Raw genomic sequence first — 15,350 nt, forward strand, 5'->3', positions numbered from 1 at the left:
TTAGAATTTGAGAAGTCAGTCAAAGCAGACAGAAGCTGAGCGTAGAGCAAAAGGGTTTACGAGTTGGGGGCAATTTGTAGCTATGTTATTTTGTCAACTTGGGCAGGCGCATTCTCTAAGAGAGATATGTAATGGACTTGCCAGTTGTATTGGCAAGTTAAGGCATCTTGGTATAAAAGAAGCTCCAAAGAGGTCTACCCTTGCCTATGCAAATGAACACAGACCGTGGGAACTCTTTCAAGCAGTATTTTATATGCTTCTTCAGAGATGTCAGTCTAAATTTACTGGCAAGAGGAAATTCAGATTTAAGAACAAGCTAAAGAGCTTTGATGCATCTGTAATAGAGTTGTGTGCAACAGTATTTGACTGGGCAAAATTCAGAAAGACTAAAGGTGCGGTAAAGTTGCATTTACTACTTGACCACTCAGGATATTTACCTGAATATGCGCATATAACAGAAGGTAAAGTGCACGAAGTAAACATATTAAGGAGACTTCAATTTTGTTCTGGTGCTATAAATAGACAGAGGGTGTGTTGACTATGCTTTATTTGGTAGATGGACAGAGGAGGGGGTATATTTTGTAACAAGGTTAAAGGACAACGCCTCTTATAAAGTGATAAAGAGCCTACCAGTGCCAAAGAACAGAAACATAATTCGGGATGAGATAATCAAGCTTAAGGGTTTTTATGCAGAGCAAGACTGTCCATATGAGCTACGGAGGATAGAGGTCATGGATAAGGAAACAAAAGATACAGTTGTGCTACTCACGAACCAACTGAACTTTGGTGCAACGACCATATCAGAGATATACAAAGACAGATGGCAGGGCAGATTTTTTAAGACATTGAAACAAAATCTAAGAGTAAAAACCTTTGTAGGGACATCAGCGAATGCACTTAAGATACAGATATGGACGGCATTAATAGCGATACTGATACTGAAGTATCTGAAGGAGTTATCAACATTTGGATGGTCATTAAGTAATCTAGTTGCATTGTTGAGACTAAACCTATTTACATATAGGAATTTATGGGAATGGATAAATAAACCGACAGAGACACCGCAAATTGAGCCTCAAATAGAACAGTTAAAATTTAGACTTGTTTAATTGGACAGCAAATAAAAAGAAAGGGGGGTAACCTGATTTTGAAAAAGCAAATTTTCTTGTCCAAAAGTCTTATTTTATGCGGATGTTTTTTATGAGTTTAGATTATTTTGGACAGCAATGACTCAAAATAAAATCTTCCTGAACAGATATGAAAAGTTCTTATGGTTGACCTCCCTTAGTTTTTTCTCATATCCCTCAGCTAACAGCTCACTTATTTCTTCTATTTTTCTTGATAATCTCACTGTATCAATCCGATTTCTAATTTCTATCAAACTTTCCCTGCTTTCTTCATCCAGTAACTTTAAATCCTATTAAACGGTATGGCCGTCAATAACCACTTAAGAGCTTCTATTCCCTCATCTGTATATAAAGTCTTTGTACCTCTTTGTATGTATAAGAGACTGTGGGTTCAGCAATTATTCGTGTTTTGTCTTTGATGAATACAACTTTGCCATTATTTCGTAGCAACCATCCCAAGTATTTTCTGTTAAGCTGAGTTACTGATGTTAGGTCATTAAGCATCTGAGCATTTAATTTTTTGGGCATTTTTTGATATTTCGTAGCATTTTTTGGATAATAAAATATCTGCTCTTCATACTGAAGACCTCCTTTGGAATAGGGGAGGGCATAGGGTATTCCTCCTTTCATCTAGTGTATTGGCTAAAAATAAAAGGAATATCAGATGGTCGCCTTTATTGTCAATTGTGAGGAAACAATACTTTTTCGGATAGATTATTTTTGGGGAAAATAAACAAATTGACATATTTTTTCTGGTAATTATAAAATGAAAAATAATTAATTTATGCGGGCGTAACTCAGCGGTAGAGTGTCAGCTTCCCAAGCTGAAGGTCGCGGGTTCAAATCCCGTCGCCCGCTTTTTTTATTGGAGGCAAGTTTGGTAGAATTCAAAGTAGGAGACCTCGCTCTTTTAATAGACTCAAAGGGAAGAAAATATCTTATAAATCTCAAAAATGATGGTTTCTTTTCATTTCACAAAGGAAATGTCAATTTTAATGAAATCATCGGAAAGCCTGAAGGAATAAAGGTTTCCTCAACAAAAGGAGAAAAACTTCTTGTCTTCCGTCCTACCCTTGAAGATTACATCCTAAAAATGAAAAGGGGTGCGCAAATAATTTATCCAAAGGATATCTCAAGAATAATAACTTTGCTTGATATCTTTCCCGGCTCTAAAGTCTTTGAAGCTGGAACAGGTTCTGGTGCTTTAACTCTTTATCTTTTGAGAGCTGTTGGACACAATGGACAAGTTGTATCTTACGAAAAAAGAAAAGAATTTTATGAGACTGCAAAAACTAATATTGAAAGATTTATGCCAAATCCAGATAATCTCGTCCTCAAAAACAAAGACATAGGTGAAGGGATTGATGAAAAGGAGTTTGACAGGGCTGTCCTTGACCTTACTGAGCCGTGGCTTTTTTTAGACAAAGTAATAGAAGTATTAAAATCAGGCGGATTGCTCGGATGCTATGTCACTACAGTGCTTCAGATTTATAGCTTAATTGAAGAAGTTGAAAAAAACTTTTCAAACAGACTTTATAAGGTTGGCATCTTTGAGCTTCTTGAAAGAAGTTGGGAAAAAGAAGGCTTAAGTCTTAGACCTTCATTAAGAATGGTAGCTCACACAGGATTTATAGTTGTCTTCAGAAAGCTTGAATGAGCTATAAAATCCTTCTCATAAATCCGTGGATTTATGATTTCGCTGCCTATAATTTTTGGGCAAGACCCTTAGGAATTCTTAAAGTTGCCGAGTTTTTAAGTCTGTTTAATGTATCCCTTCAACTTATTGACTGTTGCAACAGTTTTAAAATAAAAAAATTTGGCACAGGAAAATACTCCTCTGAAGTTGTAAAAAAGCCTGACATTCTTAAAAACATTCCGAGAAAATTCAAAAAATACGGGATTTCAGAAGAGCAGTTTATTGGAAAGCTAAAACAAATCGGACAAATTGATATCATTTTAGTCACATCTATTATGGCTTACTGGTGGCTTGGTGTAAAAAGAGTTGTTGAAATTCTAAGAGATTTTTATCCAAACACTCCGATAATTCTTGGTGGAATCTATGCAACCCTCTACAAAGAGCATGCTGAAAAAAATATTGGAGCAGACTTTGTTTATGAAGGACAAGCTGACATCAGACTGATTCAGTGTCTTGATAACTTTGGAATCCATTTAAAAAGAATAAGAGAAAAACCCATATACTGGTGGCAGATGGGTTTTTACAAAGAGCTTCCATATGCTCCAATACTTACATCAACGGGTTGTCCTTTTAGATGTGCTTATTGCGCCTCTTCGCTCCTATATAATGGATTTCAGCAAAGCAATGTTGAGGACGTAATTGAAGAAATCACAGGGCTTTACAGACTTGGAGTAAAAGACTTTGCCTTTTATGATGATGCTCTGCTTTATGAATCTAAATCCCATATAAAGCCTATTCTTTGGGAAATTATTCGCCAAGACTTAAAAATCCGATTTCATACCCCAAACGGGCTACATGCTCGCTTCGTTGACAAAGAAATTGCCCGTCTTATGAAACTTGCGGGATTTAAGACTTTGAGACTCAGCCTTGAAACAGTGGACATAAAAAGACAAATTGCAACTGGAGGAAAGGTCACCAATGAGGAACTCGAAAAGGCTGTTTACAATCTCAGAGAATCAGGATTTTCATCTCAGGAAATAGGTGTTTACATCATGTATGGATTACCTGAGCAAACAATTGATGAAGTTTGGGCTGGTGCAGAATTCCTTAAAAAACTCAAAGTAAGAATTCATCTCACAGAGTTTTCTCCTATCAGAGGCACTTTTTACTGGCAAAAGCTGATTGAGAAGGGAGTAATAACAGATGATTTAGACCCTCTTTTAACCAACAACACTGTTTTTTCAGAAATATTCTGTTATCCAAGAGAAGAAATAGAAAAGCTAAAAAATGATGTCAATAATTACAATATGCAATTGTAATAGCAAAGACTCTGATATAAAAGAAAAGTCTGCCTTGTCCGATATCGCTCGCAACAGAAGCTCGTATTAATGAGTATTTATCTATTTTCAGCCCTAAGCAATATAGTGTTGCATGAGATTATAAAAAAGTTTTATTATTAACAATAGTTTCTGTTATTTGGAGAGAAAATGAAAACATTGCTTAACATAAATGATGGCAAAAGGGTAAAAATTATAAAGATTTCAGGTGGTAGAGGAATACGTCAGCATCTACAGTGTCTTGGAATCCACATAGGAGATATTGTCACTTTAAAAAAGACATCTTTCTTGGGTGGTCCAATACTTTTAGAAGTAAACGGCTCTCAGGTCGCATTAGGTAAAGGGGTTGCCTCAAAAATAGAGGTTGAGGAAGTTGAATGAAAATAGCCTTTACTGGGCAACCTAATGCGGGAAAAAGCACTATATTTAACGGACTTGCAGGTTACAAAACAGTAACAGCTAATTTTCCCGGTCAAACAGTCCATTATACTATAAGCAAAGTTACTGTTGGGAACGAAACATTTGAGATAGTTGACTTGCCCGGAATTTATTCCCTCACAGCATTAGATAAGGCTGAGCTTGAATCAAGAAAATACATTCTATCAGGACAGGCAGATGTCATTATAAATGTTATAGATGCCTCAACCCTATCAAGAAGTCTTGAACTGACTCTTCAATTGGCAGAGCTTCAAGTTCCAATGGTTATATGTCTAAATATGATTGATGAGGCAAAAAGAAAGGGCCTTGAAATAGATTTAGCAAGACTATCAAAAATTTTTGGAGTTCCTGTAATAGAAACAATTGCAAATAAAGGAATCGGAATTGACAAAATTTTTAAATCCGCAAAAGAAGCCTTCAATAAAAAGTTAATCCCACAAATCCAACATTTTCACAAAGACATAGAGGAAAAAATCAGTGAAATTGAGAAAATCATACCCGCTGATTTCCTGACGAATATTCCACGAAGATACATAGCTGTAAAACTTTTAGAAGGCGATGCTGAATTGTTTGAAAAAATAAAACAATATCCTGAAATTCTCGCAATGGTCAACAAACTTCGGGAAGAAATAAAAATTTCTCATGGGAAACATGCTGACACAGTTATTTCCTCTGAAAGACATGCTCTAACAATGAATATTTTTGAGGAAGTTACAAAAATCGGAGAACCACAAAAATCCTTAAGAGAAAAAATTGATGACTTGCTTACTAATAGGTATCTTGGTTATCCCCTACTGTTTTTTATTCTTTTTGGAATCTTTTTCACTGTTTTTGAGGTAGGAAGCTTCATAGAAGAGCCTCTAACTGATTTCTTTGATATTTTAATTCAAAAACTTCCTAATTTTGTCAGTGAAGGAAGTTTTGCTTACTTCATACTGAAAGGATTACTTGAAGGATTTTCGGGAGGCATTGGAGTTGCCATTCCTTATCTTATACCCTTTTTTGTCGGATTGACTGTTCTTGAAGACATTGGATATTTACCAAGAATTGCTTTTCTAATGGATTCTATTATGCATAAAATTGGATTGCATGGAAAAAGTGTTCTGCCGCTTATTGTCTCATATGGATGTAATGTTCCGGGAGTAATGGCTTCAAGGATACTTGAATCGCCAAGAGATAGATTTATTACTGCAACAGTCTCTGTTTTTATCCCATGTGCTGCGAGAACCACAATAATATTTGGAATTGTTGGCGCTTATATTGGCGGATTTGCTGTGGCTGGAATATTTCTTTTCAATCTTTTCGTAGTCATGATTTTAGGTGCTGTTCTCACAAAATTTATTCCTGAAGTAACTCCGGGATTGATTATGGAAATACCGCCTCTTCGTATTCCTACATTTAAAAATGTTTATATGAAAACATGGCTAAGACTTAAAGATTTTATAGTAGTTGCATGGCCATTGCTTATCATTAGCAGTATATCTTTAAGTCTTCTTGAATATTTTAAAATTGACGAAATACTTAATCAGATTTTAAAACCTATTGTCAGCTGGATTCTCGGATTGCCTGAACAGACAGGGATTACACTGCTTTTTGGCATATTGAGAAAAGAGCTTTCTATGATCATGCTTTTTCAGGCATTACATACAACCGATTTAATTACAGTTATGACTAAAGTCCAACTCATTGTCTTTACCATTTTCACTGTATTTTACATGCCATGTGTAGGAACAATGGGAGCTTTAATTAGGGAACTGGGAATCAGAAAAACGATTTTTGTTACACTTCTTACCATAGCTATGGCTTCAGTTTTGGCTTTACTGGCAAGATTTTTATTTTCTATGCTAATGTAAGCTAAGGGGGTTAGTTAAGTATCAGAATTTACGGAGAAATAACAGGGCTTAAAAGAAGTCAGATTAATATTTTAGAGAGACTCTATAGGAAAAAACAGCCAGTAGATTTTATTATTTCTTCAGATTTAGCAAAAACTCTTTGTGCGCTCTCCTTTGAGATAAACAGACAAATAGGACTTTTAATAGACCGATTTGGTAGTATCACCCATGTAATTGTGGGTACAGCCAATTCAATACTTATTCCCGAACTTGATAATTTTCCTATTGGTAAAAAGCCTTTAAGGGGGCTTAGATACATACATACGCATCTTAAAAATGAGCCTCCTGACAGAGAAGACATAGCAGACCTAAGACTTCTAAGATTTGATTTGCTCGCTGTTATTACTCAAAAGGAGGGCATTCCGCAAGACATACACATAGTTCATCTTCTGCCATTTGGAAGTGAGAAGCAGTATGAGATTTTATCTACGAGTTTTCATGATTTGAAATTCAACTTTAAGGACTTCATAAAGTCTCTTGAAGAAGAAATGGACAGAATAAGAGCCATTGATACTTCTGACACAAGGGAAAGGGCTATTTTAATAAGCGTTTCAACCTCACCTAAATATGTTTTACAAGAGCATATGGAAGAATTGGAAGAACTTGCCCAATCTGCTGATGTAGTTGTGCTTGATAAAATTATTCAAAGAGTAAAAGAACTAAATCCAAAATATCTTCTTGGTGAAGGTAAACTGAAGGAATTGATAATTAGGGCAATGGATATAGGTGCCACACTTCTGTTGTTTGACCAAGATCTTACGCCTTCGCAAATGAGAACAATAGCGGAGATGACAGAACTCAAAGTTATAGACCGTAGCCAATTGATTCTTGATATATTTGCAAAGCGTGCTCATTCAATGGAAGGAAAGGTTCAGGTAGAACTTGCCCAACTTCGTTATACTCTGCCAAGATTAACAGGTAAAGGAACTGCCATGTCTCGTCTTGCAGGAGGAATTGGAGGAAGGGGTCCAGGAGAGACAAAACTTGAAATAGACAGAAGAAGAATAAAAGAGAGAATTCATCGGCTTGAGAATGAGCTTAAAAAAATACAGGTTGCCAGACAGCAGAGAAAGAAAAGAAGAAAGGAGCTTGAAATTCCGATTGTATCAATAATAGGATATACAAATGCGGGAAAATCAACACTTCTAAATGCTCTTACCAAAAGTGAAGTTTTTGTTGAAGATAAAATGTTTGCCACTCTTGATACATCATCAAGAAAACTGAAATTTCCAGAAGAAAGGGAACTAATCATCACAGACACAGTCGGCTTTATTAGGGATTTACCAGAAGACCTTGTTGCTGCATTTAAATCAACGTTAGAGGAGTTGGAAGATGCCACCTTACTCATTCATCTTGTGGACATATCAAATCCTCAATTTGAGAATCATATAGAGTCAGTAAAAAATATTCTTAAAGAATTGAACCTTGATAAAAAGCCTGTTATGCTTGTTTTCAACAAAATAGATAAAATCAACCTATCAGACGCTGATGTTATTTGTAAAAGATACAATGCAATAGGAATCTCAGCAAAACAAAAAGAAACGCTTCTTCCTTTGATTGAGGAGCTCAAAAGAAGGCTTTGGGAAGAAAAGGTTTCATACAGCATTCTGCAATAGTTTCTTGCGGTTACTTTCTCCTCTATCAGTCATTGTATGTTATATATATGGACGTTTGAGCTATTCCCTTTTCGTCATCGGATGTTAGATATATGGACATTGCGAGAGATTTTATTTTTGAGGCTACACTTTCTTTTTATGAGATTGCTTCGCCTGCCTGTCGGCAGGCTCGCAATGACCCCTTCCTTTGTCATTGCGAGGCATCCGATAGGATGCCGAAACAATCTTAAAAAAGCGTCATTGCGAGCGAAGCGAAGCAATCTCTTCTATCATTCCATGAGAAAAAAGTGAGATTGCTTCGTCGCTGACGCTCCTTGTAATGACGAGGAGGGAAGCCTGTCCCGAGCCGAAGGTGTGGCGAGCTTTAGCTATGAGATTTGACAATAGCAAAATTTAAGTTTAAAAAAATAAATTTGATTCTTAAAGGGTTAATTGGTTACACTGATAAAATATACAACATCTTAGCACAAAATATTTGTAAGCTTGACAAATTTAGCTCTGTCAATTTAAATAATCAATTATATTTTTAAATGGAGGAGAGATGGGTTTAGAAAATTATAAGTTTCACAAAGAACACACATGGGTAAAAATATCTGGAAAAAGTACAAAAGTCAAAGTTGGAATCACTGATTATGCACAAGAACAATTAGGTGATATTGTTTATATTGAACTTCCTGAAGTTGACACTCATGTAGATGCAGGCTCAGAAATGGCAGAAATTGAATCAACAAAAACTTCATCCCCAGTTATAGCTCCTGTAAGTGGAATAGTTGTTCAAATTAATGAAGAGCTTATTGACCATCCAGAACTTATTAATGAAGACCCTTATGGAAAAGGCTGGATAGCAGTAATAGAAATGGACAATCCTGATGAACTTGATGATTTAATGGACTACGATGAATATGAAGCATATATTGAGGAAGAAAGAGAATGAAATTAATTGTTATTGGAGGTGGTCCTGCAGGATATGTAGCAGCATTGACTGCCAAAAGAGCAGGTGCTGAAGTAACGCTTATTGAAAAAGATGAATTAGGAGGCACATGCCTTAATAAAGGATGTATCCCAACTAAAACTATCATTCATTACCTTGAAACCTTTAACAAATTAAAAGAGCTTAAGCATGGCACTGATAAGCCAAATCTTGATATAACACCTAATTTTTCAGAATTGATGGAAAAAAAAGACTATGTTGTAGAGACCCAGCGAAAGGGTCTCTACATGTTACTGAAACAGTCAGGAGTTAAAATTATCAAAGATGAAGCTGAATTAATCAATCCAAAAACAGTACTCTTAAAAAATTCATCTGAAAAAATCACTGCAGACAATATAATAATTGCAACAGGCTCAAGACCAGCAGAACTTCCAATGCTTAGCTTTGATGGAAAACAAATCCTCTCAAGTGATGATTTATGGAGTATGAAAGAAATACCAAAATCAATAACAATAGTTGGTGCTGGTGCAATTGGTTGTGAATTTGCTTGGATTTTCCATCTTCTTGGAAGCAAGGTAACACTAATAGAACTAATGCCAAGAGTTTTACCAATGGAGGATGAAGAAATTTCTAAAACATTGGAGAGGGCTTTTAAAAAAAGAAAGATAGAATTTTATACAGGCGTAAAAATAGAGGAGTTGAAAAAAACTGATGAAGCAGTTGAAATTCTTCTTTCAAATTCAAAAAAAATTTCTTCAGAAGTTGTTCTTGTCTCAGTTGGAAGGGCTTACAATACTGAATTTTTAAAGAGCTCTGAAATTAAGCTTGGAAAAAAAGGAGAAATTTTAGTTGATGAATATTTAAAAACTAATTTAGAAGGTGTTTATGCTGTTGGAGATGTAAATGGAAAATGGCTACTTGCTCATGTAGCATATAAAGAAGGAGAAATTGCTGCAAAAAATATTCTTGGAGAAAAAGAAATAATGGACTACACCATCATTCTATCAACAATTTTTACTGCCTTGGAAGTCTCCTCAGTAGGACTGAGAGAGAATGGAGCTCTTCAAAAGGGAATAGCTATCAAAAAAGGAACTTTTCCTTACAGAGCAATTGGCAAGGCTCATGCAATTGGTGAAATTGACGGAATTATAAAAGTATTGGCGGAAAAAGACACAGATGTGATAATTGGAGCTCATATAATAGGTGCAAAGGCATCTGAGATTATTCATGAACTTGCCCTTGCAATAAAACTTAAGGCAAAAGCAAAAGATGTTGCAGAACTAATTCATTCCCACCCTACCCTTTCTGAAGGTATTAAGGAAGCATGTGCAGACATTTACGGAGAAGCAATTCATAAAATTTAGTTTTGAGGATTAAAATTTTATGTTGGATTTATTAAAGGTCACAATTGTTTTTCTTTTTATTCTTTTTCTGCTTAGGAAAAAGATAAATGTCGGATACGCAATGCTTGCAGGCTCATTAATGTTTATTGTTTTTTATCCTCATACTTTATATAAAATTCCCAACACCTTTGCAAAAAGCCTAACCTCACATACTTTCTTAAATCTTCTTCTTTCCCTTACATTGATTAAATCCTTTGAATTTTCACTAAGACAGGTAGGCTTAATGCAAAAAATGACAGAAGCATCACAGAGTCTTTTAAACAGCAAAAAATTCTCAATAATATCAATGCCCATGATAATTGGAATGTTGCCATCGCTTGGTGGAGCTTATCTTTCCGCACCTATGGTTGACTCTGCTACAAAGAATACAAAGATGTCAAAGGAGGAAAAAGCTTTTGTAAATTATTGGTACAGACATCCATGGGAGCTTATTCTTCCTCTTTATCCCGGTATTGTTCTTGCATCTGCGATATCTGGTGTTCCTCTGGGAGAGCTGATGCTCATTCATTTACCAATAGTTATTATATTTTTCATTACAGGATTTTTATTTAGCATGAAAGGTGTAAAAAACTCTGAAAGAAAAACTATCAAGCAAGGAATAATTAAAAATCTTTACAGCTTTGTCCCTATTGTTTTAGTGCTTCTGCCAGTAATCATTTTTAAGATTGACCTTTATATTGCTTTGTTTGCAAATATCATTCTACTGAGTGTATGGTTTAAAACAGGCTTTAGAAGATTTTATGAAATAATCAAATACGGCTTTACATGGGATGTGATAATACTTGTCATAGGAGTGATAATTTTTAAGGAAATACTTCAGATTTCAGGAGCAGTGCAAGGATTAGCTGAAGTAATTACTCAATCTAAAATTCCTTATCTCTTTGTCTTTGTATTTCTTCCTTTTATCACCGGACTTATCACAGGCTTAAGTGTGGGATTTGTTGGAAGCACTTTTCCAATACTTATGCATATTAAAAACATAGTTCCTTACGAAATCTCTATTGCTTTTGTTTCTGGATATGCAGGTGTTCTTCTTTCTCCTCTTCATCTTTGTTTAATACTCACAAAAGAATATTTTAAAGCTGACATATTAGGCATTTACAAGAAAATTATTCCAGCAACATTGATAATATTTTTTTCAGCATTGATTGAATTTGCAATTTTGAGATATTATAGTTAAACTTCATAAAAAAGGAGGCAATTATGGGAGAAATTATTGATGTAATAGCAAGAGAAGTTCTTGACTCCCGTGGCAATCCTACTGTTCAGGCAGAAGTTCTTCTTGATTCAGGAGCTGTTGGAGTTGCTACTGTTCCCTCTGGTGCATCAACAGGTAGCAAAGAAGCCCTTGAGTTAAGAGATGGTGACAAAAAAAGATTTATGGGCAAGGGAGTTCTCAAGGCAGTTGAAAATATTATGAAAGAAATTGCTCCAAACATAATTGGTATGGAATCTACTGATCAGGTAGGAATAGATAACTTTCTCATTGAAATGGATGGGACAGAGAATAAAAGCAAATTAGGAGCAAATGCAATATTAGCAATATCAATGGCTGTATGTAAAGCATCTGCGCTTGAATGCGGTTTGCCACTTTATAGATATTTAGGTGGAACACATGCAAAGGTGCTTCCGCTTCCCATGATGAACATCATTAATGGCGGAGTTCATGCTGACAACAATCTTGATATTCAAGAGTTTATGATAGTGCCTGCAGGTTTTCAAACTTTTTCAGAAGCACTCCAAGCAGCTGTTGAGACATTTCATACATTAAAGGCAATTTTAAAGAAGGACGGACTAAATGTCTCTGTTGGTGATGAAGGCGGTTTTGCTCCTATGCTCAAGAACAATGAAGAGGCAATAAAACTAATCCTTAAAGCTATCAAAAAAGCTGGTTATGCACCCGGTAAAGATATTTATATTGCTATTGATGCAGCGGCTTCAGAGTTTTACAAAGATGGAGCTTATTTAGTAGAGGGTAAAAAGTTGAAATCAAAGGATATAGTTGATTACTATGAGGCTCTTGTTGAAAAGTATCCGATTATCTCAATTGAAGACGGAATGAGTGAGGAAGACTGGGATGGATGGGAAATGATTACAGAAAGACTTGGCAGTAAGATTCAGCTTGTTGCTGATGACCTTGTTGTTACAAATCCAAAAATAATAAAAGAGGCAATGAAAAGGGGCATTGCTAATTCAATACTTATCAAACTCAATCAAATTGGAACTGTCTCAGAAACACTTGAGGCAATTGAGCTTACAAAAAATAATAAATACACCGCTGTGGTATCACATCGCTCTGGTGAGACAGAAGATACTATGATAGCAGACCTTGCAGTTGGATGTAATACAGGGTTTATCAAAACAGGTTCCCTTTGCAGGGGTGAGAGGATAGCAAAATACAATAGACTTCTTCAGATTGAAGAAGAGCTTGGTGATATAGCCCAATACAGAGGAATGTCTGCATTTTACAATCTCGGGCTTTAATATGGGAAGGCATGTTTTAAGAGAACAAGTAATAAAAGAGAGAAAGGCAAGGAGCAAGACTTTGCTCCTTGTTCTTCTAATTATTTCTGGCTTTCTTGTTTATAATTTCTTCTTTGGGGACATGGGATACATAAAATACAGGCAATTAAAGAATAATGAGCTGAAATTAGTAAATGAAATTAACAATCTTTCCGCTGAAAATGCTGCAATAAAAAAGGAAATAGAATTGTTAAAAAATGATCCATTATATTTGGAAAAATACGCAAGAGAACAATATGGGCTTGTAAAGCCGGGAGAAATGGTATTTCAATTTAAAAACGAGGAAAAATGATATATCTTGCCATTCTTTGGCACATGCATCAGCCCTATTATCTTGACCCACTAAAAAATAAGTTCATGCTTCCTTGGGTAAGACTTCATGGCACAAAGGATTATCTTGATATGATGCTTCTTTTGAAAAACTTTCCTGAGGTTAAAGCTACTTTTAATGTTGTTCCTTCTCTTTTAAGGCAGATTATTGAATATGAAAATGGAACTACAGACATTTTCTATGATTATAGTCTAATTCCAGCTGAGGAGCTTAATCAAAAGCAAATAGTCTTTATCCTTGAAAACTTCTTTCTTGCAAACTGGGATACAATGATTAGACAATTCCCTCGCTATGCTGAACTTCTTGAAAAAAGAGGTAGAATCTTTGGAGATATGGAAAAGATATCAAAAAAATTTACACATCAAGATATCAGAGATATTCAAGTTCTTTTCAATCTTGTATGGATTGATCCTTTGCATAGAGATAAAGACCCTGAACTAAAAAAAATTCAGAAAAAGGGCAAAAATTTTACTGAAGAAGAAAAGATTTATATTTTAAACAAACACATAGAAATTTTAAAAAAAATCATTCCTACTTACACAGAGATGGCAAAATCAGGCCAGATTGAGCTTTCTGTAACACCCTTTTATCATCCTATTCTTCCTTTAATTTATGACAATTACAAAGCAAAGGAATGTATGCCATGGGCTCAACTACCAAAATATAATTTTAGAGCACCAGAGGATGCTGAAACTCAAATCTCAAGGGCAATAAATTTCTTTGAAAGCACTTTTGGTTTCAAGCCTTCTGGCATGTGGCCCTCTGAAGGCTCTGTAAGCGAAGAGGTCTTGGGTTTAATTGCTAAAAACAAAATTAATTGGATTGCAACGGATGAAGAAATTTTAGGGAAATCTTTAGACAAAAAACTTAGAGAGGGTGAACATCTTCTCAGTCCAGAAATTTTATATAAACCCTATGAATTTGGAGGTTTGAAGATTTTCTTTCGAGACAAGGTGCTTTCAGACCTTATAGGATTTGTCTATTCAAGGTGGGACAGTAAAAAGGCTGTGAGTGATTTTATAAACCGAATAAAAAAAGCCCCTAAAAATTCCCTCGTATCAGTAATTCTTGATGGAGAAAATGCTTGGGAATATTATAAAAATGATGGAATTGATTTTTTGAGTGAACTCTACAAAAGGTTATCAGAAGAAAAAGAAATAAAAACAGTAACATTTTCTGAATACCTCTCAAATTACCATGAAATTGAATCCTTAAAAAGAGTATTTCCCGGTTCGTGGATTAATGCAAATTTTTCAATATGGATAGGGCATGAAGAAGACAATGTTTCTTGGGAATATTTATACAGAGTTAGAGAGGATTTGCTTAATTATCAGAAAGAAAACCCTGACAAAGATTTATCTAAAGCATGGGAGGAAATATACATTTCAGAAGGAAGCGACTGGAACTGGTGGTATGGTGATGAACATTACACAGAAACAAAGGACGTTTTTGATGAGATTTATAGACATCATTTGATGAGTGTTTACTTAAATATTGAGAAAGAACCACCTGATTTTCTCTATATCCCCATAAGTAAAACAATGAGAGAAATTAAGTCCGACACTGAACCAAAAGGATTTATTTATCCTAAAATAGATGGCAAAGTTACAAGTTACTTTGAATGGCTTGATGCTGGAAGATTTAATCTGGAGAAAATGGGCGGAAGCATGCATAAAGCTGAAAGCATTCTTAAATATCTTTACTACGGATTTAACAAAGAAAGTTTTTTCATAAGAGTTGACAGTCGCATTCCAATACAAAATATTGAAAATCTGAAAATTCATATACATATTTTGAATCCGAAAAGAATAAAAGTTATATCTGAAGACTTTACACATGCAGAAGTTTTTATTCAGCAAAATGATTCATGGCTAAAAAAGGCTGTAATAGACAGTATTGCATTAAAAGAAATATTTGAAATAGAATTGCCATTTAATATAATTGAAATAAATCATGAAGAGGATATATGTTTCTTCATAGAAATACTAAAAAATGGTTTTGTAGTAGAGAGAGCACCTTTTACTGGATTTATTAAAGTCCATGTGCCTCATCCAGATTTTGATAAACTAATGTGGCTTTAGACTTGACAAAAATAACCTCATATTGTAACAACAGT

14 protein-coding genes and 1 tRNA gene are annotated in these 15,350 nt (G+C 35.0%); 14 read left to right on the top strand and 1 reads right to left on the bottom strand.

From position 1 onward, the window contains the following. Nucleotides 1–7 precede the first annotated feature (7 nt). Together ACYQ3P_RS00115 and ACYQ3P_RS00120 are read left to right on the top strand one after the other, a co-directional pair. Nucleotides 8–538 carry a DUF4372 domain-containing protein gene (locus ACYQ3P_RS00115; RefSeq protein ID WP_460175938.1) on the top strand — a complete coding sequence of 177 codons (531 nt, stop codon included), beginning with the start codon at nucleotides 8–10 and terminating at the stop codon, nucleotides 536–538. Next, the gene (locus ACYQ3P_RS00120; RefSeq protein WP_460178020.1) at nucleotides 519–1,109 is read left to right on the top strand and encodes an IS4 family transposase; all 591 of its coding nucleotides are present in this window, start codon (nucleotides 519–521) and stop codon (nucleotides 1,107–1,109) included. Before ACYQ3P_RS00115 ends, ACYQ3P_RS00120 begins: the two co-directional genes overlap by 20 nt. A 348-nt stretch (nucleotides 1,110–1,457) precedes the next feature. On the opposite strand, the gene ACYQ3P_RS00125 is transcribed toward ACYQ3P_RS00120, so the two are convergent. Continuing rightward, nucleotides 1,458–1,757 carry a hypothetical protein gene (locus ACYQ3P_RS00125; protein WP_460175939.1) on the bottom strand — a complete coding sequence of 100 codons (300 nt, stop codon included), beginning with the start codon at nucleotides 1,755–1,757 and terminating at the stop codon, nucleotides 1,458–1,460. Nucleotides 1,758–1,913: 156 nt separating this feature from the next. On the opposite strand from ACYQ3P_RS00125, the gene ACYQ3P_RS00130 reads away from it, so the two are divergent. The 12 genes from ACYQ3P_RS00130 to ACYQ3P_RS00185 all read left to right on the top strand — a co-directional run bounded on the left by ACYQ3P_RS00130 (nucleotide 1,914) and on the right by ACYQ3P_RS00185 (nucleotide 15,315). After that, nucleotides 1,914–1,985: transfer RNA gene (locus ACYQ3P_RS00130), tRNA-Gly, on the top strand. Nucleotides 1,986–2,004: 19 nt separating this feature from the next. Further along, a complete protein-coding gene (locus tag ACYQ3P_RS00135) occupies nucleotides 2,005–2,784 on the top strand; it encodes a tRNA (adenine-N1)-methyltransferase (protein ID WP_460175940.1) in 780 nt (259 codons plus the stop codon). After that, a complete protein-coding gene (locus tag ACYQ3P_RS00140; protein ID WP_460175941.1) occupies nucleotides 2,781–4,082 on the top strand; it encodes a B12-binding domain-containing radical SAM protein in 1,302 nt (433 codons plus the stop codon). The genes ACYQ3P_RS00135 and ACYQ3P_RS00140 overlap by 4 nt, the downstream gene beginning before the upstream one ends. Nucleotides 4,083–4,250: 168 nt before the next feature. Further along, on the top strand, nucleotides 4,251–4,481 hold the full coding sequence (locus ACYQ3P_RS00145; protein ID WP_460175942.1) for a FeoA family protein: 231 nt from the start codon (nucleotides 4,251–4,253) through the stop codon (nucleotides 4,479–4,481). Next, nucleotides 4,478–6,391 carry a ferrous iron transport protein B gene (feoB, locus tag ACYQ3P_RS00150; protein ID WP_460175943.1) on the top strand — a complete coding sequence of 638 codons (1,914 nt, stop codon included), beginning with the start codon at nucleotides 4,478–4,480 and terminating at the stop codon, nucleotides 6,389–6,391. The genes ACYQ3P_RS00145 and feoB overlap by 4 nt, the downstream gene beginning before the upstream one ends. A gap of 215 nt (nucleotides 6,392–6,606) precedes the next feature. After that, nucleotides 6,607–8,046 carry a GTPase HflX gene (gene hflX, locus ACYQ3P_RS00155; RefSeq protein WP_460175944.1) on the top strand — a complete coding sequence of 480 codons (1,440 nt, stop codon included), beginning with the start codon at nucleotides 6,607–6,609 and terminating at the stop codon, nucleotides 8,044–8,046. Nucleotides 8,047–8,587: 541 nt separating this feature from the next. Next, complete coding sequence (gene gcvH, locus ACYQ3P_RS00160) at nucleotides 8,588–8,980, top strand: glycine cleavage system protein GcvH (RefSeq protein ID WP_460175945.1); 393 nt, start codon at nucleotides 8,588–8,590, stop codon at nucleotides 8,978–8,980. After that, complete coding sequence (lpdA, locus tag ACYQ3P_RS00165) at nucleotides 8,977–10,341, top strand: dihydrolipoyl dehydrogenase (protein ID WP_460175946.1); 1,365 nt, start codon at nucleotides 8,977–8,979, stop codon at nucleotides 10,339–10,341. Before gcvH ends, lpdA begins: the two co-directional genes overlap by 4 nt. Nucleotides 10,342–10,360: 19 nt before the next feature. Beyond that, a complete protein-coding gene (locus tag ACYQ3P_RS00170) occupies nucleotides 10,361–11,560 on the top strand; it encodes a DUF401 family protein (RefSeq protein WP_460175947.1) in 1,200 nt (399 codons plus the stop codon). A gap of 23 nt (nucleotides 11,561–11,583) precedes the next feature. Beyond that, nucleotides 11,584–12,864 (top strand): phosphopyruvate hydratase, encoded by a 1,281-nt coding sequence (gene eno / locus ACYQ3P_RS00175; protein ID WP_460175948.1) that lies wholly within the window; start codon nucleotides 11,584–11,586, stop codon nucleotides 12,862–12,864. A gap of 1 nt (nucleotide 12,865) precedes the next feature. After that, entirely contained in the window at nucleotides 12,866–13,195 is a 330-nt protein-coding gene (locus ACYQ3P_RS00180) for an FtsB family cell division protein (RefSeq protein ID WP_460175949.1), read from the top strand. Continuing rightward, on the top strand, nucleotides 13,192–15,315 hold the full coding sequence (locus ACYQ3P_RS00185; RefSeq protein ID WP_460175950.1) for a glycoside hydrolase family 57 protein: 2,124 nt from the start codon (nucleotides 13,192–13,194) through the stop codon (nucleotides 15,313–15,315). The genes ACYQ3P_RS00180 and ACYQ3P_RS00185 overlap by 4 nt, the downstream gene beginning before the upstream one ends. Nucleotides 15,316–15,350 lie beyond the last annotated feature (35 nt).

This window comes from Thermodesulfovibrio hydrogeniphilus (assembly GCF_054657355.1).